At 24.7% G+C, this 22,451-nt stretch carries 20 protein-coding genes; 19 read left to right on the top strand and 1 reads right to left on the bottom strand.

Features of this window, described 5'->3' with window-relative positions; genetic code table 4:
* Positions 1-26: 26 nt before the first annotated feature.
* The 15 genes from ACR34G_RS03180 to proS all read left to right on the top strand — a co-directional run bounded on the left by ACR34G_RS03180 (position 27) and on the right by proS (position 16,975).
* Complete coding sequence (locus tag ACR34G_RS03180) at positions 27-1,382, top strand: hypothetical protein (protein WP_436358510.1); 1,356 nt, start codon at positions 27-29, stop codon at positions 1,380-1,382.
* A 174-nt stretch (positions 1,383-1,556) separates the two neighbouring features.
* Positions 1,557-3,209, top strand: coding sequence for a hypothetical protein (locus ACR34G_RS03175; RefSeq protein ID WP_436358509.1), 1,653 nt, complete (start codon positions 1,557-1,559; stop codon positions 3,207-3,209).
* A gap of 58 nt (positions 3,210-3,267) precedes the next feature.
* Positions 3,268-3,840, top strand: coding sequence for a diadenylate cyclase (locus ACR34G_RS03170; RefSeq protein ID WP_436358508.1), 573 nt, complete (start codon positions 3,268-3,270; stop codon positions 3,838-3,840).
* A gap of 20 nt (positions 3,841-3,860) precedes the next feature.
* Entirely contained in the window at positions 3,861-5,312 is a 1,452-nt protein-coding gene (gene mgtE / locus ACR34G_RS03165) for a magnesium transporter (protein ID WP_436358506.1), read from the top strand.
* Positions 5,313-5,349: 37 nt separating this feature from the next.
* Positions 5,350-5,865 (top strand): MHJ_0274 family protein, encoded by a 516-nt coding sequence (locus ACR34G_RS03160; RefSeq protein WP_436358505.1) that lies wholly within the window; start codon positions 5,350-5,352, stop codon positions 5,863-5,865.
* Positions 5,858-6,466 (top strand): CDP-diacylglycerol--glycerol-3-phosphate 3-phosphatidyltransferase, encoded by a 609-nt coding sequence (pgsA, locus tag ACR34G_RS03155; RefSeq protein ID WP_436358504.1) that lies wholly within the window; start codon positions 5,858-5,860, stop codon positions 6,464-6,466. Before ACR34G_RS03160 ends, pgsA begins: the two co-directional genes overlap by 8 nt.
* Before the next feature lie 130 nt (positions 6,467-6,596).
* The gene (gene deoD, locus ACR34G_RS03150; protein ID WP_436358503.1) at positions 6,597-7,295 is read left to right on the top strand and encodes a purine-nucleoside phosphorylase; all 699 of its coding nucleotides are present in this window, start codon (positions 6,597-6,599) and stop codon (positions 7,293-7,295) included.
* Between the two features lie 59 nt (positions 7,296-7,354).
* A complete protein-coding gene (locus ACR34G_RS03145; RefSeq protein WP_436358502.1) occupies positions 7,355-8,650 on the top strand; it encodes a pyrimidine-nucleoside phosphorylase in 1,296 nt (431 codons plus the stop codon).
* 2 nt (positions 8,651-8,652) lie between these two features.
* A complete protein-coding gene (gene deoC / locus ACR34G_RS03140; protein WP_436358500.1) occupies positions 8,653-9,321 on the top strand; it encodes a deoxyribose-phosphate aldolase in 669 nt (222 codons plus the stop codon).
* A 37-nt stretch (positions 9,322-9,358) separates the two neighbouring features.
* Entirely contained in the window at positions 9,359-9,982 is a 624-nt protein-coding gene (gene upp, locus ACR34G_RS03135; protein ID WP_436358499.1) for a uracil phosphoribosyltransferase, read from the top strand.
* On the top strand, positions 9,982-10,857 hold the full coding sequence (locus ACR34G_RS03130) for an ROK family protein (RefSeq protein WP_436358498.1): 876 nt from the start codon (positions 9,982-9,984) through the stop codon (positions 10,855-10,857). Before upp ends, ACR34G_RS03130 begins: the two co-directional genes overlap by 1 nt.
* On the top strand, positions 10,850-11,488 hold the full coding sequence (locus ACR34G_RS03125) for an MPN527 family putative ECF transporter permease subunit (protein ID WP_436358497.1): 639 nt from the start codon (positions 10,850-10,852) through the stop codon (positions 11,486-11,488). Before ACR34G_RS03130 ends, ACR34G_RS03125 begins: the two co-directional genes overlap by 8 nt.
* A gap of 184 nt (positions 11,489-11,672) precedes the next feature.
* On the top strand, positions 11,673-12,800 hold the full coding sequence (locus ACR34G_RS03120) for an HAD family acid phosphatase (protein ID WP_436358496.1): 1,128 nt from the start codon (positions 11,673-11,675) through the stop codon (positions 12,798-12,800).
* Positions 12,801-12,905: 105 nt separating this feature from the next.
* Positions 12,906-15,407 (top strand): endopeptidase La, encoded by a 2,502-nt coding sequence (gene lon / locus ACR34G_RS03115; protein ID WP_436358495.1) that lies wholly within the window; start codon positions 12,906-12,908, stop codon positions 15,405-15,407.
* Between the two features lie 137 nt (positions 15,408-15,544).
* On the top strand, positions 15,545-16,975 hold the full coding sequence (gene proS / locus ACR34G_RS03110) for a proline--tRNA ligase (protein ID WP_436358494.1): 1,431 nt from the start codon (positions 15,545-15,547) through the stop codon (positions 16,973-16,975).
* 50 nt (positions 16,976-17,025) lie between these two features.
* Here the strand turns inward: proS and ACR34G_RS03105 are convergent, their stop codons facing one another.
* Entirely contained in the window at positions 17,026-17,979 is a 954-nt protein-coding gene (locus ACR34G_RS03105; protein WP_436358493.1) for a potassium channel family protein, read from the bottom strand.
* Between the two features lie 38 nt (positions 17,980-18,017).
* On the opposite strand from ACR34G_RS03105, the gene tsaE reads away from it, so the two are divergent.
* From tsaE to ACR34G_RS03085, 4 genes are all read left to right on the top strand, one after another.
* Positions 18,018-18,413, top strand: coding sequence for a tRNA (adenosine(37)-N6)-threonylcarbamoyltransferase complex ATPase subunit type 1 TsaE (tsaE, locus tag ACR34G_RS03100; RefSeq protein WP_436358492.1), 396 nt, complete (start codon positions 18,018-18,020; stop codon positions 18,411-18,413).
* Position 18,414: 1 nt separating this feature from the next.
* A complete protein-coding gene (tsaB, locus tag ACR34G_RS03095) occupies positions 18,415-18,954 on the top strand; it encodes a tRNA (adenosine(37)-N6)-threonylcarbamoyltransferase complex dimerization subunit type 1 TsaB (protein WP_436358491.1) in 540 nt (179 codons plus the stop codon).
* 224 nt (positions 18,955-19,178) lie between these two features.
* The gene (locus ACR34G_RS03090) at positions 19,179-20,753 is read left to right on the top strand and encodes an ATP-binding cassette domain-containing protein (protein WP_436358490.1); all 1,575 of its coding nucleotides are present in this window, start codon (positions 19,179-19,181) and stop codon (positions 20,751-20,753) included.
* Positions 20,746-22,350: an ATP-binding cassette domain-containing protein gene (locus ACR34G_RS03085; RefSeq protein ID WP_436358489.1), complete on the top strand. Its 1,605-nt coding sequence runs from the start codon at positions 20,746-20,748 to the stop codon at positions 22,348-22,350. Before ACR34G_RS03090 ends, ACR34G_RS03085 begins: the two co-directional genes overlap by 8 nt.
* Positions 22,351-22,451: the final 101 nt, after the last annotated feature.

Here is a 22,451-nt window from a genome sequence, read left to right as displayed (position 1 = left end):
TCACAAAAAAAGAAATATTAAATAGAATGAAAAAAAGAATTGTTAGAATTATTATGTTTTTACTTATTTGTTTTTTATTACCTTTTTTCAGTTTTTCAGCAGGTGTGCAAAAATATGAAAATAAAGATAAAATTTCTATATTAAACAAAGAAAAGTTATTCAGTAACATTAATTATATTGAAACTTTTAAAAAAGACTTTGACTTAGATTCACAAAATATAGCATTTTTAATAAAGAATCAAGAAAAAGAAAAATTTAGTCAAAAAAACAAATTTTTAATTCAAGTTATAAGTGAAATTAGCCCTAAAACAAAAGTCAATATTTATTATTTTAATAATGAAGATGATTATAAAACCATTCTTAATAAGATTAATACAGAAAAAAATAAAGGAATTTTTCATTTTTATGATCAGGTTGATAAAAATGATGAAAAAAATGAAGAAGCTTTAAAATTTCTTGAAAAATTTTCAGATATTAATTATATAGGTAATTTTTTTCCTGCAATTTATAAAGAAAATAATATTTTTTTAGATAGTTTTAATTCTATTTTGGTAGGAAATATAGGAACTCGTTTAAAAGGAAATATTGTTGATTTTAATTCTTTAAAAAAAGAAAATCAGTATGAAAATAAAAAAACAAAAAATGGCAAAATTTCTGCAAGCATTGTAGCAACAACTGCTTGAATTTCAAATACTGAAGAAGGTAGTATGGAAGATGCTTATTTAGCAACAGCAATAATAATAGCTACATTTTCAAGAATGATTATTGAAGATACAAGAAAAAATTTAAAAGAAAAAACTCTTTTAGCAATTAATTCTTTGCTTTCTTCTGCTAAAAATAATTTAAATTTTAATGAAAAATATTTTAATAATTTTTGACTTAAAATAGGTAGTGGAGTTTTTGATTTTGAAAAGTCCATTAAAAACTATCAAAGGTCTAAACTTATTAAAATTGAGAACACATCAAAAGAAAATGAAATAGCATATTTACAGGAATTCTCTTTTTTAAAGGAACAAGACTTAAATTTAACTATTTTTTGATATGATCAAGAAGGAGTGCGAGATAAAGAAAAATATCAAAAATATTTAGAACTTAAAATGAGTCAAGTGGCAGCAAGCTGACAACCTAATCCTGTATTTGGTGATATAACTAGTGAATATTTAAGAAAAGAGTACAAAAAAACTTTTTATTCTAAAAATGACTTAGATTTATTTTTAGATTTTTACGATGGTGGTTGAATAGAAATAGGTAGTTCAACAAGCAAAAAAGCTAATGTTGAGAAAATTTCACTGAAAATTCCTTATTCTGGAAAATATAGAATAAGAGTTAAAAAACCAAAAGAAAAAATAAAAGAGAACAGTAAATTTGTTCTCAATTACTAAGAAAGACCATTTTTTGTGTTTTTTTCTTTATAAAATGTGTTTATTTTCTTTCTTTTTTCAAAAAATAATGTAAAATTTTTATATATTAAAAAATAAAAATAAATTTAAAAGTTTTTATTCAAAATAAAAATTTTAAAAGTAATATAGAAAACAAAATTTTAAAAAAGAGGAAATATGATTAGAAAATTTTATTGTTCTAAAGTAGAAAACCATAATACAAAAACAGTTGAATTTCAATTTAAAGCAGCTAAACAACCAGATCATTTAGTTTTTAACAGTTTAGAAGAAACTATTAATTATTTCAAATCATTAAAATTAAATGCAACAATGTGACTAAGAGAAAACAGAATTTTTGTTAGTTCAATAAAAACAAGAATTGGTGAAGAAGAAGATTCAGAAGTTGAAGTTGAAATTGTTCATTTTGAACCTAAGAAAAAAGAAGTAGAAGTTGAATGAAACGTTTCTGATGATTGTGAAGAGTGCAAAAAACTAGATGCAAGTGTAGAGACTTGAAATAAAGTTGAAGAAGTTAAAAAAGAAGAAGTGAAAGTTGTTTCTCATTCTTCTTCAAATGTTGCAGAAGGAAATTGTAATTGCGAAATGTGTGCAATTGCCTCTTCTATCGAAGATTCAAACAAAGTGGTTGAATTAAAAGATGAAACTTTAGATTGTTCAGAATGTAAAGAATGCTCTGAATTTGAAGAAGAAGATGACAATAAATGTAATTGCGAATTGGAAGAAGAAAAAACTCCAATTTTAGAAACAAAAGAAAATATTGTTGTTGAAGAAGAATGTTTAGAATGCAAATTAGAAGCAGAAGTTGGTTCTGACTGTTATGAATGTAAAGAATGTGATTTAGAGGAAAATACATCTAAAGTTGTTTCTGCTGTAGAAATATCATCTGATTTACCAAACTCTAATTCATGTGAAGTATGTGAAAATAATGTAGAAATTGAAAAAGAAGAATGCAAAGGTTGTCAACTACAAGAAAATGAACAAACTTGTTCAGAATGTGACTATAGTGCAAATGATAATAAAGAAATTATTTCATCTACAAACAAAGAAGTTGAATTGTCACATATAGATTGTGATGAATGTTTAAGATTACTTGAAATTGAAAATCAAAATTTAATAAATGGATGTAATATTTGTGATTCATTTGTTAAATCAAACGTATCACCTTCAACTCAAGTTTTAGCTGAAAATGAAGAAAAATCAAAAGATTTTGTAACTTTAGAAGAAAAAAATAAAGTAGAAATTTCTTCAGATTGTGAAGCTTGTGCAAAAGCAAATCAAGTAGAATTAGAAGAAAAATGTTCAGGATGCGAAATCTTATTCAAAAAATCAGATATTCACCATGTAACAAACTTGGAATCAAAAGAAGGATGTCAAGAATGTTATAATATAGAACAAGAAATCGCTAAATGAAATGCTGAATTAAATAAATATTCAACTATTGAAAAAGAAGAACAAACAATTATTTCTTCTCCAAAAACTTCATCTGTTGTATCTAATAAAGAAAATCCACAACTAATAATAAATGAAAATTCTGAATCTTTAGTTGTTTCAGGTAAGGTTTTAGTTTACCACACTAATGAAAAAATAAATGTAGATGAAGAATATGTTTTAGTTAAAAAATCTACAAAAGAAGCAATTGATGTTGAAGTTGTTGAAATTTCTAGTTTAGATATTAATACAGGTACTCAAAACGTACAACAAACTAAAGAAAGTATCTGAACTAGAACAAACTATGTTCTATGATTTATTTTCTGAATATTACTATTACTTTTATTAGTATCATTATTAATTTTCTTCTTGGCAGTTTAATAATAAAAATTAAAACGTATCAAATTTATTAAGATACGTTTTTTTAAAAAGAATAATAATGTTAGCATTAGTTATACTTACTTTTATACTTGTCTTTATAATATTTCTATCAATAGGAATAAAAGAAATATTAATTTTAATTAAAGATATAAAAAGTAAAAAATCAAAATTCAGAGAATTAGCTGATTCTAATAAAAATAGAGTAATAATAGAATTAAAAAACGCAGTTGATGAACTTTCAAGAACTAAAACAGGAGCAATAATAACTATAGAAAATCACGATAATATTGAAAATTTAAGAACAGATGGAATAAAAATTGATTCCAATATTTCTTCTTCACTTTTACTTTCTATATTTAATAAAAACTCTCCACTTCATGATGGAGCAGTGATAATTCGTGGAAATAAAATGATTTATGCTTCCACCTATTACAAAATAACATCTAAATCAATTAATAATAAATTTGGTTCTAGACATAGAGCGGCAATGGGAATTAGTGAACAATCAGATTCAACAACTATTGTTGTTTCAGAAGAAACAGGAGGAATTACCATTGCAAAAAATGGTAAATTTGAATACGTTTTAATAGATGATTTTAGAAAAATTTTAGAAACAAAACTTAAAAATTAAGAAACAAAGGAGGGCAGAATATGACACCTATTGAAAATGCTATTGAAAAAAAAGATATTTCTTGGATTAGGGAATATTCGAAAAATACTCCTATTGTAACAATCGCCGATGAGGTAGAAAAATTAAATGATATTCATAGAATAATTTTCTTTAGAATGTTAAATACAGAAGTAGCAGGAGATGTTTTTTCTTATTTGCCAATTGAAATACAAGAAAATTTGATTCATAATTTTTCTCAAGATATGCTTAATCAAATTGTTGATGAACTTTATACAGATGAAATTGCAGATTTAATTGAAGAAATTCCACAAAATTTAGCACAAAAAATATTAAAAAACATCGATCCAGAAACAAGAAAAGCATTAAACAGAATCTTAAGATATAATGAAGATCAAATTGGTTCGGTGATGTCTGTAGACATTATAACTTTAAAAGAAAATTGAACCGCAGGACAAGCTTTAGAATATATTAGAAATAAAAAAGATGAAGTAGAGTTAACTCATTATTACTACATTGTTAATAAAAATAAAAAATTAGTTGGTGCTTTAACTTTAGAAGATATCGTTTTTTCAAAAGTATCTTACCAACTTAAAGATATTATGTTTGCAGTTCCTAATGTTTATACAACAGACTCAAAAGAAGAAGTTGCTAATATCTTTGCTGAACACGATATGTCAGTAATTCCGGTAATGAATTCATCTAATAAGCTTGTTGGAATGGTGACTTCAGATGATATTATTGATATTTTTCAAGAAGAAGCTACAGAAGATATTTATAAAATGGCAGGAATTAGTTCGAAGGTAGTTGAAGAAGAATACTTAAAAACTAAAGTATTAACCATTGTAAAATCAAGAATATTTTGATTAATAATTTTGATGTTAGGTTCTACTTTATCACAAGTTGTTATTCAACTTTTTACCGATTCACTTGAAAATAGTTCAAGTTTAAAAGCTTTAGGACTAGGGATATTTATTTCAACAATTGTTTCGATAATTCCTGTAATTTCGGGTTCAGCTGGAAATGCTGGTTCGCAATCAGCAACTACCATAACAAGAGCCCTTTCTTTAGGGGAAATAGAAAAAAGAGGATATTTAAAAAAGGTATTTTTCAAAGAAGTTAATGTTGGAGCAATTATTGGATTAATATTAATGCTAGTCAATTTTTCAAGATTAGTAATTTATTTTATGATAACAAAAGATATTTTTAATACAGAATTTATTACATCCAGTGAAGGAATTGTTACTAAATTACCTAAATATGCCTATATTTTAATAATTTCAGCAGCAGCTTCTGTATCAATGTTTTTGGTAATTATCTTTTCAAAAATTTTAGGTTCTGTAATACCTTTATTAGCAGCAAGAATGGGTAAAGATCCAGCTGTTATGTCTGCACCTATTTTAGCAACTTTAACAGATGCAACTTCAACTTTTATCTTTTTTGGTATAACTATTTTAATATTCTTATTAATTTAGTCTTAATTTAATATAATTTATATAAGGAGAAAATAATATGGATCAAGTAACAATATGAGTTATTGCTGGGGTTTTACTAGCTTTAATTATCGGAGTTCTTTTATTTCAAATAATTTCAGAAAGAATCAAAAGAAAAAAAATCAAAAAAGAAAAAGCAGAATTAAATAAAATAGAGCAAGAAGTAATTGAAGCATCTGTATATAAAGTGAATGCAATAATGGAAATTAACGATGACTTTTTAAAAAAATTTGTAGTTTCTGTTGGTGATAAAAAAATGAAGGACATTCGTAGTTTTGCAGAAAAACAATTAAAAGAAATCACTCATGAAAAAAAATATAAAAAAATTTTTATTCATAATAAATTGGAAAGAGATACTACAATTCATCAAAATATTTTAAATTTAATTGAAAATAAATCAAATTTATGATCTAAAAAAAATCAAGAAGAAATAAAATATTTTAAAGATATGGAAAAAATCTTTTTAGAAAAAAATTCAGAAGAATATTTATCTAAAAAAGAACAATTTAAGCAAGAGGTTTTATCAAATGTCTAAAAAGAAAAATATTCCCAATTATTTAACTATTTTTAGAATGATTTTATGAATTCCTTTTGTTATTCTTTTAGTCATTTATTACAATAATGCACATTATAAATATGCCTTTAAAGATAGTTTTATTAATTTTCATCTTTTAGCAGTTTCTGTTATCATCTTCTTGCTTGCAATGTTTACAGACTTTTTAGACGGATATTTAGCAAGAAAATGAAATGTAGTTAGCAATTTTGGAAAACTATTTGATCCAATTGCAGATAAAGTTATCACAACAACTGCATTAATATTTTTAGGACTATTTAATTTTACAGAAATTTGAGTAGTAATTGTTTTCATTGTTAGAGATATTGTTGTGGATGGATGTAGAAATTTAGCAGCAAAAAATAATTTAAATATTAGTGCTTCTATTTGAGGAAAATGAAAAACCTTTATTCAAAGCTTTGCTATTCCTTTCCTTTTCTGAATAACACCATTTTTTATTAATAATACAAACTGAGTTTGAATCTACTGAGTTGTAAATATCCCGCTTTTTATAGCACTTATTTTCTCTTTATTTTCTGGATTTTTATATGTGAAAGAAATGACAAAAATTCTAAAAAAATAATATAAATTAAACTTCTTTTTCCCAAGAAGTTTTTTATTTATTTTATATTTCTTTTTAGATAAATTTAAAAACTTTTAGATAACTTTATTGTATAATAGTAATAATAAATTAGTTAAATTAAGGAGAAAAAATGACCCCACATATTAATGCAAAACCAGGGAAAATTGCTAAAACAGTTTTAATGCCTGGAGATCCATTAAGAGCAAAATTTATTGCTGAAAAATTTTTAACAAATGTTGAACTTGTAAATACAGTTAGAAATATGTTTATGTACACTGGATTATACAAAGGAAAACCAATTACAATCGCTGCATCAGGAATGGGAGTCCCATCAATTGGAATTTACTCATATGAATTATTTAAATTTTATGATGTAGATAGAATTGTAAGAATAGGTTCTGCAGGAGCTTATACAGCAGATTTAAAATTATACGATGTTTTATTAGCTGATAGTGCTTATTCAGATTCACACGCATTTTCACAACTTGTGCTTGGAGAAAATACACATTTATTAGAACCATCTAAAAAATTAAATGCACAATTATTAGAAAATGCTTTAAAATTAGGAATTAATTTACATGTAGGAAGAGTTCACTCATCTGATGTTTTCTACTCTTCTAGACCATTAAATAAGACAATTGAATTAACAAAAGCAGTTGCTGTTGAAATGGAATCATTTGCTTTATTTGCAAATGCTAAAAAATTAAATAAAGAAGCTGCTTGTTTATTAACCATTTCAGATAATTTAATTACAAAAGAAGAAACTTCATCAGAAGAACGTGAAACTAAATTTTTACAAATGATGGAAATTGCTTTAGAACTTGCATAAAACAAAAATAGACTAACTTTTAGGTTGGTCTATTTTAAAAAAAGAAAAGTGAGAAAAAAATGAGAATAGTTGATTTAATAATAAAAAAAAGAGAAGGTTTTGAACTTACAGATAAAGAAATTGAATTTATTATTCATAATTATGTAAGTGGAGAAATTAAAGATTATCAAATGTCTTCCTTTCTAACAACAATTTTATTTAAAGGAATGACACCTAAAGAAATTGGTAAATTTACTTTAGAAATGATGAAATCAGGAAAAATAATTGATTTATCTTCAATTCACGGAATAAAAGTTGATAAGCATTCAACTGGTGGTGTTGGTGATAAAACAACTTTAGTAGTAGGTCCAATTATAGCAGCTTTAGGTGTTCCGGTTGCTAAAATGTCAGGTCGTGGACTTGGACATACAGGTGGAACTATTGATAAGTTAGAATCAATTCCAGGTTTTGGAGTTGAGTTAACTGAAGAACAATTTATCAATCAAGTAAATAAAATCAAAATTGCAGTTATAGGACAGAGCAATGACTTAGTTCCTGCTGATAAAAAACTTTATGCTTTAAGAGATGTTACGGGAAATGTATCATCAATTCCACTTATTGCATCTTCAATTATGTCTAAAAAACTAGCAACTGGTTCAGATGCAATTCTTTTAGATGTAAAATGTGGAAATGGTGCTTTTATGAGTAATTTAGAAGAAGCAAAAAAATTATCCGAACAAATGATTACTATAGGAAAACAACTTAATAGAGATGTTAGAGTAGAAATAACCAATATGTCTAGACCAATGGGAAAAGCTATTGGAAATAAAAATGAAGTTTTAGAAGCTATTGAAACTTTAAAAGGTAATGGACCAAAAGATTTTGTTGAGCTATGTTATTCTGCTTGTTCTACAATTCTAAAACAAGCAAAAGTTACAAACGATGAACAAGAAGCTTTAAAAATGATTGAAGAAGTAGTTCACAACGGTAAAGCACTTGATAAATTTTATGAATTTGTAAAATTCCAAGGCGGAGATGTTGATAAATTGAAAGCTGCTGATTTTTGAAATCCAAAATACAAATTAGAAGTATTTGCCCAAAAAGATGGATATATGGAAATCACTTCCGCATTAGATTTTGGTATCGTTGCTTCAAAACTTGGTGCAGGAAGGGAAACAAAAGAAGATTCAATCGATTTTGAAGCAGGAATACAAATTAACAAAAAAACAAATGACAAAGTTAATAAAAACGATCTTTTATTCACACTATATTCTTCAAATCCAATAAATGAAGAATTAGTTCAAGAATTAAAAGATTCATATAAAATAAATTCTCAAACAGTAGAAAATAAAATAATTTTAGAAAAAATGGAGTAAAAATGAATTGAGCAAAATTAATTGATCACACTTATTTAAAACCAGAAGGAACAACAAAAGAAATTAATAAACTTGTTGCTGAAGCAAAAGAATACGGTTTTAAAACAGTTTGTGTAAACTCATCATGAGTAAAATATGTAAAAGAAAAATTAGAAAATTCTGAAGTAGGAATCACAGCAGTGGTTGGTTTCCCTTTAGGTGCAATGATTACACAAGCAAAAGCACAAGAAGCAAAACTCGCTGTTAACCACGGAGCTGATGAAATTGATATGGTTATTAATATCGGGAAATTAAAAGACGAACAATATGAATTTATTTTAAACGATATTAAAGCAGTTAAAAAAGAAATCGGTTCTAAAATTTTAAAAGTTATTGTAGAAACCGCTTTATTAACTAAGGACGAAATCAAAAAAGCAACAGAAATAGTTTTAGCTTCCGGAGCAGAATTTGTTAAAACTTCAACAGGTTTTTCATATAGAGGTGCTTCAGAAGAAGATATTAAAATTATGAAAGAAGTTGTAGGAGACAAAATTGAAATCAAAGCAGCCGGTGGAGTAAAAAGTCTAGAAGACTTGAAAAAAATGTATGATCTTGGTGCTACAAGATTTGGAACATCATCAGGTGTTCAAATTATGCAAGGAATAGCTTTAGATAAAAATAATAACTATTAAAAAACCAAATATACAGAAAAATAAAGGAGAAATATAAATGGTAAAAGTTTTAAATCACCCCCTAATTACTACAAAATTAACAATAATGAGAGACGAAAACACAACACACCATTTATTTAGGGAATTACTAAAAGAAATTTCAACATTAATGGTGTATGAAATTTTAAGAGATTATAAAACTGTCGATTGTAAAGTTAAAACAGCAGTGGGAGTGGAAACTATTGGACAAAAAATGGAACAAGAAATTGTCATAGTACCAATTTTAAGAGCTGGTCTTGGGATGGTAGAAGGAATTTTATCACTTGTTCCAACATCAAGAGTTGGACATATTGGAGTTTATAGAGATGAAAAAACTTTTGAAGTTCATGAATACTTTTATAAAATACCTAATGTTTCTAAAGATTCTTTAATTTTAGTGGTAGATCCAATGCTTGCCACTGGAACATCAGCAGTAGATTCTATTAGTAGATTAAAAGCTGATGGATTTAAAAATATAAATTTAGTTTGTCTTGTTGGTGTGCAAGAAGGAATTAATCATGTTTCTTCTAAACATCCAGATGTTAAAATCTTTTTAGCAGCAAAAGACGAAAAATTAAATGATAAAAAATATATATTACCTGGTCTTGGAGATGCAGGAGATAGGATTTTCGGTACAAAATAATGAATAAATTTGCAACAGTTGATATTGGCGGAACTAATGTTCGTTTCGCTTTAATAAAAGAACACAAAATTACAAAAAAAATTAAATTTCAAACAAACACAACTAACTGACAAGAAACACTTGATAAAATAGTTAAACTTATCAATACATATGAAATTAATAAATTAGCAGTTTGCATTCCAGGACCTGCTAACTACAAAGATGGTATCATCTTTAACACTCCTAATTTAAAAGGTTGAAAAAATTTAAATGTTAAAGAATACCTTTTAAATAACACTAAATTAGAAAAAATTGTTTTTGAAAATGACGCTAATGCTATGGCTTTAGCTAACCATCATTTTTATAATCAAAATAAAGAAGATATAACTCAATTTTTTACCATTTCTACAGGATTTGGTGCAGGATTAGTTATTAACAACCAAATTTACACTGGAGTAAATCATTTAGGACAAGAAATTGCTAGAATTCCTCTTGGAGAACCACTTTTTAGCACATTTCATTTATCTAAATATGCTGCAGAACTATTTGTTTCTGGAACAGGTTTTGCACTAAGAGCTAGTCAATTAAAAGATAAAAAAGTAGATGCAAAAGAAGTTTTAGAAAATTACAACAAAGATGAAACTTTTGAAAGAGTTTATAATGAATCTGTTATAACTTTAGCTAAAACTATTGCTACATTTATAGGGATTTTAGCTCCGAATTTAATTGTTTTTGGAGGTTCAGTAACTCACAAAAACAGTTTCTTTGTAAAAGAAGCTATTAAAATGGCAAAAACACTTTGTGATAAACAACAATTTAAACAAGTTAAGTTTAAATTTGATAAATTAAAGGACAATTCAGCACTTATTGGATTAAGTTATTTATTAAATGCATAAAAACTTTTCTTACTCCAAAGAAAGAGTTGTGTTTTCAATTGTATTTACAGCTATTTTTCTTTGTTTATCTTTAATAGCTCTTTTTCTAAGTAAATATATAGCGTGACCACTTGGGGATTTTGGTTTAAAAATTGACCTATCAATTATCTTTATATTTCCAATCGCGTTCTTTTTGCGTTATAGATATACTTTAATTGCTTTATTAATAAGATTTCTTTTAGGACCAGTAATTCAATTAAATATAGATGCAACGGGTTATTTGGGACATTTTATTTTATTAGTAGCAAACTTGATCTTTATATTTAGTTTTTTCTTGTTTAAAAAACTTTTTGAAAAAATAATTAAAAATAAAAACTGGTTTATTGTTTTATCTTTAGTTTTATCTATTATAGTTACAACTATTGTAATTACCACATTAAATATTTTTGTTTTTAATTGACCATATTTTTATTTATATGGTTTAAAAATGAGTTATAAAGAATATTTAACTGAATATTTTACAGTTTCTTTAATTACTTTTATTCCATTTAATTTAGCTAATTACCTTCTTTCTTCAATATTAACCTTTGGAATTATTGTATTTTTAGAAACTTATTATAAAAATCACAGAAAACAAAAACATCATATTTAAAAAACAAAATATGATGTTTTTTTATTGAAACGGACTCAAAATTTAATTAACTAAAAGGGCATAAAATGAATTTTTCCATAAAAATTCATAAAAAATGCAACTTTTTGATTTTATTTTATAAAAATTATTCATATTTTTCTATAATTTTATATGTAATCAAAAATTAATATTTTTAAGGAGAAAAATGAAATTAAAGAATATTTTAATTAAATCAAGTCTAGTGTTAACACCAGCAATCGCTTTTGCAACTGTTGTTTCTTGTGGTGAAAAAACAACAAATCAAACTTCAACTAACCAAAATTCAGAAGATAAAAACATTTTAGATAATCAAAGATGATTAGCTAATGTTTGAAATTCAGTTTCAGCAGAAAAAGATGCTATGGCATACACTTTATACCAATCAGCAATGAAACAATTTGATACTTTAGTAGAAGGACAAACAAGTGTTTTTGAACTTGATAAAGTAAAAACAAATGGAGAACATGTAACTGTTACAAATACAACAGAAGGAAAATCTATTCCAGTTGTATTTATGGATTTAGATGAAACAGTTTTAAATAACTATGCTTACCAAAATTACTTAGTGTTACATAAACAAACATTTAATGCAGATTCATGAAATCAATTTGTTCAAGATAAAAAAGCTAAAAAAATAGCAGGAGCTATTGAATTTATTAAACACGTATGATCAAAAGGTGGAGTTGTTATGTTCAACTCAAATAGAGAACAAGAAAATCAACTAGAACCTACAAAAGCAAATTTAGTAGCTGAAGGATTAGAAGCAAAATACATGCCAAAATGAATTTGATGAATGCAAGGAGTTGATTTAACCAAAGACAAACCATGAGATCACATTCAAAAAGATGCTAATGGAAAAAGGGTAAAATCTGCTAAAGAAGCAAGAATGAATTTAGTAAGTTCTGATAAAAAATTTGACTTAAGTGCTGAACAATCAGGAGCAACTGCTGTTTCCTTTAAAGTTGTTATGAGAGTTGGAGATAACTTTGATGATTTCAACGACATAGCATCAGCTAAAAAATCTAATACAGATAGAAAAACAGTATTAGAAACAACAAAAAAATTATTTGGTAACTTTGATGTTAATACAAAAGGAATCAAATATACAAAAGGCACAGATGGTCAAGTAACTCACGAAAATGAAACTTGAGCAGAAGGATATGTTCTAATTGGTGGTAATGCTTCATATGGTGGATTTGAAGAAGGACTTGCAGAAGGATATTATGGACTTTCTGATGATAAAAAAGTTGCAGCACTAAAAGCAGCACTTAATTCATTAAAATGAAAAGATTAAAATAGATTTTAAAAAAATTAGCACTTTTTATTGGAGAGTGCTAATTTTTATTATATAATTTTATTTATTGTATAATTAAATAATTAAATTAAGCAAAGGGGAGATATGCAAAATAAAACAAAAAACAAAATGTTATTATTAAATTTCGATGAAGTCTTTCTTTTTACTAAAAAAGTAATTAGACTAGATGAACAAGAATTTAAATTTTTATGAAAAGAAAGGGAAAAATACGGGGAAAATAACGATTTAAGTGAAGGTTTTCCTGTGGTTATTTCTCATTTTGATTTATGAATCGACTCTACAATGAATATGGAAGTAATTCCTGATGAAGAAAAAGTTGGTATAGTTTGAAGAATAATTGATATAAAAAGAGAAATGAAAACTTTTGTTGAATTAAATATGTTGCCAACAGCTCAAAAGGTTAAAATTAATTCTTTTTCTCCGGTAGATAAAAGTTTTAGTAGAATTATTGGTCAAGATGTTGATGCAGAATTTATAAAGTTTAATTCTTCTAGTCTTGGTGCTGTAAAAGCTGGTATTAGAAAAATGGAAGAAGAATTTTCAAATCATTCTTTTTTAAAACCAATTAAAGAATTTTTTGAACCACTTTTTTCATTAAAAAATTTAATGGATGAAAATGAAATTATTTTTCCACTTTTAGCAATTGCTGAAGAAGTAGATTTACCAAAAGAATATAAAAAACGTTTAATTTTTGCAACAGATAATTTACAAAGATTAGCAGCAATGGCAGATTTTATTAATAGTTTGATTCAAGAAAGAGCAATTGTTAATGAAATAGAAAATAAAATGAAAAAAACTCTTGATAAACAACAAAAAGAATTTATTTTAAGAGAAAAAATGAGAGCAATTCGTCAAACATTGGGTGATGAAGATTCACAAGAAGAAAAAAATGAAAAAGAACTATTTAAAAAAGATGATGAAAATAAATTTCCTTTAGAAGTAAGAGAAATAATTAAAAATGAAACAAGAAAATTAAAAGGAATGTTGTCTAGCTCTCCTGAAGCCAATGTAACTAAAAATTATTTAGATTTAATTTATAATTTACCTTGAAGAAAAGTAAAAATTGATCATTTAGACATAGAACAAGCATCCAAGGAATTAGCAAAAAAACACTTTGGTTTAAAAGATGTTAAAGAAAGAATTTTAGAATTTCTTGCTGTTTTAACAAACATAAAAAACAAAAATGATGAGAAAAAATTAAATATTATTAAGCCATTGCCAACAGAAAATGCTGCTTTAGATTTAAGTTTATTTGATAAACATTCTAATAAATTAAATAATAATATGCCTATTTTAACTTTAGTTGGTCCTCCTGGAACAGGAAAAACTTCTATTGCTCAATCTATTTCTGACGCCATTGGGAGAAAAATGATAAAAATTTCTCTTGGTGGAGTTAGAGATGAATCAGAAATTAGAGGACATAGAAGAACTTATGTTGGAGCTATGCCAGGAAAAATAATTAATGCAATTAAAAAAGCAGGTGTTTCTAACCCGGTTATCTTGTTAGATGAAATTGATAAAATGTCTTCAGATTTTAGAGGAGATCCTGCATCAGCAATGCTAGAAGTTTTAGATCCAGAGCAAAATAAATTTTTCCAAGATCATTATTTAGAAACAGAATATGATTTATCTAAAGTTATTTTTATTGCAACAGCAAATTACTTTGATGGTATTCCCGAAGCTCTTGCAGATAGAATGGAAATTATTGAATTATCTTCCTATACTTTATTAGAAAAAAAAGAAATTGCTAAAAATCATTTATTAGATAAAGTTTTAAGCGAAACTCAATTAGATAAAAAATACTTTAATATTGATTTAGAAACAATTGAATACATTATTAAATCTTATACAAGAGAAGCGGGAGTAAGGGATTTAAAAAGAAATTTAGATAAAATTGCTAGAAAAATTATCGTTAAACTATTAAAAAACGAAATTAGCAAAGACAAAGATTTTATAGTTGATAAAAAAGTTGTAACAGATATGCTTGGAATTGAAAAATTCTCAGATGATATAAACGAAACTAAACCACAAATAGGGATAGTTAATGGACTAGCTTACACTGCTTATGGTGGTTCAACATTATCAATTGAAGTTAATACCGTTCCTTCTACCAAAGCTGAAATTAAATTAACTGGTCAATTAAAAGATGTTATGAGAGAATCTGCAGAAATAGCTATTAGTTATGTTCGTGCAAATGCTAAAGAATTTGGTATTGATTTTGATTTTGAAAATAATCAAATTCACATTCATGTTCCTGAAGGTGCGGTTCCAAAAGACGGACCTTCTGCCGGTGTAACTTTCACTACCGCAATTATTTCTGCTTTAGCTAAAAAACCTGTTTCTCCAACAATAGGAATGACTGGAGAGATAACATTAAGAGGAAAAGTATTAGCAATTGGTGGTTTAAAAGAAAAAACTCTTGCAGCATATAAATTTGGTATTAAAACTATTTTCATTCCTAAAGATAATGAAAAAAACATTGTTGATTTAGCTGAAGAAGTTAAAGAAAATATTACTTTCCACCCAGTTTCTAACTATCAAGAAATTTACAATTATATTTTTAAATCTCAAACAAAAAATAAATAATTTAAAAACAAAAATTCAACCAAAATCATAATGGTTGATTTTTTATTTAATGAATACCTTTTTTCAAAAAGTTAAAATAATATTAAAAAAACAATTTTTTATTTTGTTTTTTACCAAAAAAATATAAAATTATACATATGAAAAAGCTTGATAAAATTACACCTTGAAAAGAAAACTTTGCACAGTGATATGTGGATGTTATAAAAAACGGAGAATTAATAGAATATGGTCCTGTAAAAGGAACTATAATCTTTAAACCTAATTCTTATGCTATTTGAGAAAATATTCAAACAGAAATGAATAAATTATTTAAAGAAAAAGGAATTCAAAATGTTTATTTACCAATGCTAATTCCTGATTTCTTTATTAATACAGAAAAAGAGCATGTGGCAGGTTTTGCTCCTGAACTTGTTACTGTAACACATATTGGTGATAAAAAATTACACAATAACCTGTATATTAGACCTACTAGTGAAGTTTTATTTGCTGATTTGTTTAAAAAAAATATTGAATCTTATAAGGATATGCCTTTGATTTATAACCAATGAACTTCAGTTATGAGATGAGAAAAAACAACAAATCCTTTTTTAAGAACTAGTGAATTTTTATGACAAGAAGGACATACTGTTCACTCCGATGCAATGGAAGCTAGAAAATTCACAAGAGACATGATTAAACTTTATGAAAGATTTTTAAAAAAATATTTAGCTATTCCTACAGTTGTTGGTAAAAAAACACCAAGAGAAAAATTTGCAGGTGCTTGTTCTACTTATACAATTGAAGCTATGATGAAGGATGGAAAAGCACTTCAATCAGGAACTTCCCATTATTTAGCTCAAAATTTTTCACGTGCTTTCAAAATTATTTTTACAAATAAAGATAATAAAGATGAATTTGCTTATCAAACATCTTGAGGTTTATCCACAAGATTATTAGGTGCTTTAATTATGACTCACGGAGATGATTCTGGAATTGTAATTCCACCAAGAATAGCTCCAATTCAAGTTGATATTCTCGAACTTTTTGCAAATAAAAATCCACAAGTGTCAAAAACAGTAAATCAACTAGAAAAATGACTAGCTAAAAAACTAAAAGTTAGAGTAGATAGAAGCGATAATCAACCAGGATATAAAGCGGCTAATTCAGAAATTCAAGGAGTTCCTATTAGAGTGGAAGTAGGACCTAAAGATGTTGAAGAAGGTGTAGTTACAGTAGTTAGAAGAGATACATTACAAAAAGAAAAAGTAAAAATTTCTATTTTAAGAGATTATCTTGAAGACAAATTAATTGAAATTCAAGATAGTATGTATCAAAGAGCTAAAAAAAGACTTGAAGACAATACAGTAGTTGTAAATAACTATGAAGATTTCAAAAAAGAAATTGCTAAAAATAAATTTGTTATTACTGCATTTAATGGAGATGAAAAAGAAGAAGAAATGATCCAAAAAGAAACTGGTGCTACTTCTAGATGTATTCCATTTAAATATTTAAAACCAGTTGATGAAGGCTTATGTATGTTTTCACAAAAACCTTCAAAAAGATATGTTCTTTTTGCAAAAGCTTACTAAAAAACACAAGTTATTTAAACTTGTGTTTTTCTTTCTTTATGTTCAAATAATTATTTATCACTATTTTGGTTATTTGATTCGTTTTTGTTTTGTTTTTCTGTATTTTTGGTATTTTTATGTTTTTCTTTTTTTTCGATTTTAGTTTGTACTTTTGATAAAAATGCTCCTGCAATAACCCCGGAAGGAATCGCAAAGATAGCTATACCTATAATTGACATAATTACTACTAAACTTCTAGCAATATCAGAATGGGGAGTTATATCTCCATACCCAATAGTGGTTAAAGTAATGGTAGTAAAATAAATAGCTTTAGGAAACGTATTTACATAACTGCCTAAATCTTCTTCTGGTATTTTATTGTTTTTAATATAATCTAACTCTGCATCTAAAATAATTAAAGAGAAGAGTAAAATAACAATTATTATAAAAACAAAAATATTGGTTAAAATTGTTTTTTGTGTTTTAAAAACAGAAAATAATGAAGAAAATGATGAAAATAAATTTAATAATAAAATTATTCTAATCATTCTTAAAAATTTAAAACTTTTTAATAATGTTATTCAAGAAATATTTAGTTCTGTTGGTGTTAATAAATCAATAGAATATAATGAAGGCAATATTGATAATATTAAATTAAAAGATAAGACAGAAAATACAAAGAAAATCCTTGGATATTTATGTTTTTTTACATTTCTAACAGGAGCACTTCACATTCATAAAAGATAATCAAATATCATTAAAAAGAATGTGAACACTTCCATAAACCCTACTAAATGTTTGATTCCTGAAGAATCATTATTATTTAAGTAAAGTGCTAAAATTGTGGTACTGAAAATTGAAAGAATAGAAAAGAAGAAAATCACTGAAAAATATATTATCTTAGTTATTTTAACTTTTTGTTGATGTTCGTCTTTAATACCTTTCATATTTTCTCTAGTAGCAACTATATTGTCCAAAATAGTTAGAAAATAGTCACTTTTTAAAAAAAATAATTTGTTTTTCATAATTGTATTATACTAAAATGTAATAAAATTATATAAATATGAAAGATAAAATAATTTTTATAAAAAAAGAAGAAAATTTAGAAGATATAGTTAACTACATTTTTCAATTTAATTGAAAATATTTATATTTAAATGGAGATTTAGGAGCAGGAAAAACAACTTTGACAAAATTAATTGCAAAAAAGTTAGGTATTAAAGAAAATGTAGTTTCTCCTACTTTTAACAAAATGAAAGTATATTCTAACTTAATACATATCGATGCTTATAATTTGTTAGGTGATTTAGAAGAATTTGAAGATTATTTTGAAGATAAAAAAGTTATAATCGAATGATCTAAAAATTTAAATTTAGATTATGAAAATTTTATTGCCATTGATATAAAATTTTCAAACGATGAAAGAATTTATGAAATTACTATAAATACGGAGGATTAAAATGAAAATTTTTATAGATACAACATTAAATGATTTAGTTGTGGCTCTTTTTGATTCTCAATATAAACTTATTGATTATGTTTTAGAAACTGAATTAAAAGAAAAATCAGAAAAATTACCTTTAGTTTTTAAAAACCTTTTAGAAAGAAATCATCTTAGCTTACAAAATATTAATAGTTTTTACATTAATTTAGGCCCAGGAACATTCACAGGAAGCAGAATAGCTTTAGTTTTTTGTCGTACTATCGCACAATTAAGTAACATTAATATTTACACAACTTCTAGTTTTAATTTAGTCTCTTTACATACAAAAAATAAAGAAATTGCATATATTGATGCCCGTGGTAAATCTTCTTATAAAGCAGTTGTTCAAAAAGGAAAAATTCTTTCAGATATTGAAGTGGTTGAAAGAAATGAAAACTGAGCAATCGATTATTTAGATGTAATAAATAATTTCTTTGATTATCAAAAATTATTTAAACTAGAAGAAAATTTGCTTGAAATTCAACCAATTTATGTAAAAAAACCACATATCGGTTAAGCTGGTAAAAATTTTCCTTTTTGTGTTAAAATTAAATTAGACAAAAAGAGGGAAAAATGAAAAGAAATATTTTTATTAAGAAAATTAAAAATATTATTACTATAAGTATTAGTAATTATTTTTCATTTTTCAAGTAAATTAATTTTTTAATAATTGTTATATTTAAAAATAAATGATTACTTGAAAAAGTAATTTTTTGTCAAAAAAAGAAAGGAAATTATTGTATGAAAAAATATTTTAGCAGTAAATGAATTATCGTATTTTTTACAATTTTTTATTTATTTACTATATTAAGTTCATCTCTATTAGTTTTATATTTGGTAAATTTAATAGATGCAATAGAACAAAAAAATTGGGAAGAATATAATAAATTTATTATTGCAAATGCAGTTTTATCATCTTTATTTGTAATTTCAACGTTTTGTTATTTATTTTTAAAAAATAAATTAAATATGAAAATAAATCAAACATTAACAAAAGATGCTATTACAAAAATTTCTTCTATTTCTAATTATGAAATAGAGAAAAATAAAGAAGGAAAATATTTAATTTGAATTAAAGAAAGAATTCCTGAAATTACTAGTTTAGTTTTTGAACATTCCTTAGAAGGTTTTTTAAAAACTTTGACTAATATTGCAGTTTTAATCATTATGTTTTTTATAAGTTGAAAACTTGCTTTAATAGGAATTGCAGTTTTAATTTTAGCATTTATAATTCCTTTATTTTTAAGTATTTTAGCTGGTAAAATTAATGAAAAATATGTTGTAAATCAAGAAAATCTTATTTCTTCTTTACAGACAGTTTTCAATGGTTTTAAAATTTTATATTATTTAAATAAAGAAGAAAAAATTATTCAACTAGTTAATTCAATTTTGAATAATTGAATAAAAGAAATAAATACTAAAAAATCTAAAGTAATTTTGCTTGAACTAATTAATAGTTTTTTTCAAATTATTTCATCAATATTATTACTTTTTATAACAGGATATTTCATTTTTTATCTAAATGAACCTGTGGGAACAATTTTTGTTATACCTTCTTTCTTTATGGGATTTGCTCATAATTTTAGAGAAATAATTATGTTACTTCAATATTTTGGAACTTATAAAGAATATATTAAAGAATTTACGGGTGCAAAAGAAATTACTAAAGAAAATATTGTAAAAGAAAATATAGATAAAATCGAAGTAGAATCTCTTGATTTTAACTATGAAGAAAAAGAAATTTTCAAAAATTTTAATTTTACTTTTAAAAAAGGTAAAAAATATGCTCTTATAGGAAAATCCGGATCAGGAAAATCTACCTTGTTAAATATTTTATTAAAACAAATTGATGATTATAAAGGAAATATCCGTATAAATGGAAAAGATTTAAGAGAAATTAATATAAATAATTTAAAAGAAAATTTAATATTTTTATCTAATAGGGAAGAATTGTTTTTTGATTCTATTTATAATAATATTTCTCTTTGAGAAGAGAATCAAGAGCAAAAAGTTCAACAAGCATTATTAAAAGTAAATTTAGAAAATTTAGATTTAAATAGAGAACTTAAACAAGATGATGAATTATCAGTAGGAGAGAAGCAAAGAATTAACATTGCAAGATATTTCTTTAAAAAGCCAGATTTATTAATTTTAGATGAAGCAATGTCTAATATTGATGAGAAAAATGCAAAAATAATTTTAGAAAATATTTTCAAAAATAATCCCAATTTACTATTTATAAATTGTACACATCATCTTAAAAATCCAGAATTTTATGATCACGTTATAGAACTAAAAGGAGATGAAAATGAATAAAACATTAAAAAATATGAAATTTACTTTTTCTGTTTTTCTAATTTGTTCTATTTTAATAAGTGTTATAGAAATGGTTCTCTCAATTATTGAAGGTTATGCAATTGATAGTGTTTTAAAAACCTTATCATTTATTAAAAATGATCTTTTTTTAACTTTTGGTATTTTAATAATAATATTAATTTTAGCAAATGTGGTTTTATTTGTAAGTAATTATTTTTACTTTACTTTTTATAATAAGCTTTTGCTTTATGTTGCAAAAAGTATTTCTAAAAACTTTTATAGTGATTTTTTAAATACTAATGCAAAAGGGATGAAAAAATATAGTCCAGATTTAGCTTTTAATTCAATTATAAATAATGGTAGTGCAATTACATCTCAATCCATCATTCCTTTAGCACAATTAACTGCAATATTAGTGAATTTACTATTTATTTTCTTATTTTTTGGAATAACTAATTGAGTAATTTTATTAATAGTTTTAGCAATTTTTACTTTAAGTACTATTCCAAATTTAATTTCAGTTAAAAAAGCAAAAATATATACAGAACAAAAACAAATTTCTTTTAATCAACTCTCTTCTAAACTTACTTATTGAATAGATAGATATACTGTTTTATATTATGCTAATAAAGAAAATATGCTTTATTCCTTTATAGAAAAAGAAATTTTAGATTATTATTTCAAAACTTATAAAAAAGAAAGATTTAATATTTTTAATAATAGTCTTTCACAATTAGTTGTGGAAGCAGGTGAAATAATAGGAATAATTATTTTGGTATTTATGTATTTTAAAAACGATTCTTCTGTAAGTATAGGGATGATTTATATTTTTAAAAAAGTTATTGAAAATTCTAAAACTGAATTTCTAGATTTTATTTCTGAATTTAAAAAATTTGTTGCTTCAAAAGAAATTTATAAACTTTTAGAAACAAATCTTGAAAAAGAAGAAAATCAGTTAAAACTTGATTCAATAGAGCAAATAGAAATTAAAAATTTAAATTTAAGTTTTGATAATAAAGTAATTTTTAAAGATTTCAATCAAACCTTTTCTAAAGGGCAAAAATACGCATTAATTGGTGCTTCTGGTTCTGGTAAATCAACACTGCTTAGTGTTTTATTAAATGATTTAGATAATTATCAAGGACAAGTTCTTATTAACAACCAAGATATAAAAACATTCAACGATAAAAGTATAAAAAATGCTATTTCTTACTTAGATAATCAAAATTTTGTTTTTGACAAAAATGTTTCTGAAAATGTTTCCTTGCTTGAAAATGATGAACAAAAAATAAAAGAAGCATTAGAATTTGTAGACTTAAATAAAGAATTAGAACAAAACGCATTTTCTAGTGATTTTGATAGTTTTACATCTTTATCTTTAGGACAAAAACAAAGACTTGCACTTTCTAGATTGATTTACTTTAATAAAGATTTTATTATTTTAGATGAATCATTATCTAATTTAAATAAAGAATTAGCACAGCAAATTTTAGATAAATTTTTAGATAGCAATAAAACTTTAATTTACGTATCACATCATTTAGATTCAAAACAATTAAATAAATTTAATAAAATAATAAATTTAAATGAAATATAATAAAATCAAGAACACTAAAATAAGTGTTCTTTTCTTATTATTTTTTTAATAAATATGCCTTTAAAAATAAATTTAAAAAAAATTATTAAAAAATATTTTGA

This window comes from Mycoplasma sp. 480, from assembly GCF_051353065.1.
Classification (GTDB): Bacteria; Bacillota_I; Bacilli_A; order Mycoplasmatales; family Metamycoplasmataceae; genus Mesomycoplasma_A.
This window is presented reverse-complemented; position numbering and strand designations above follow the sequence as displayed.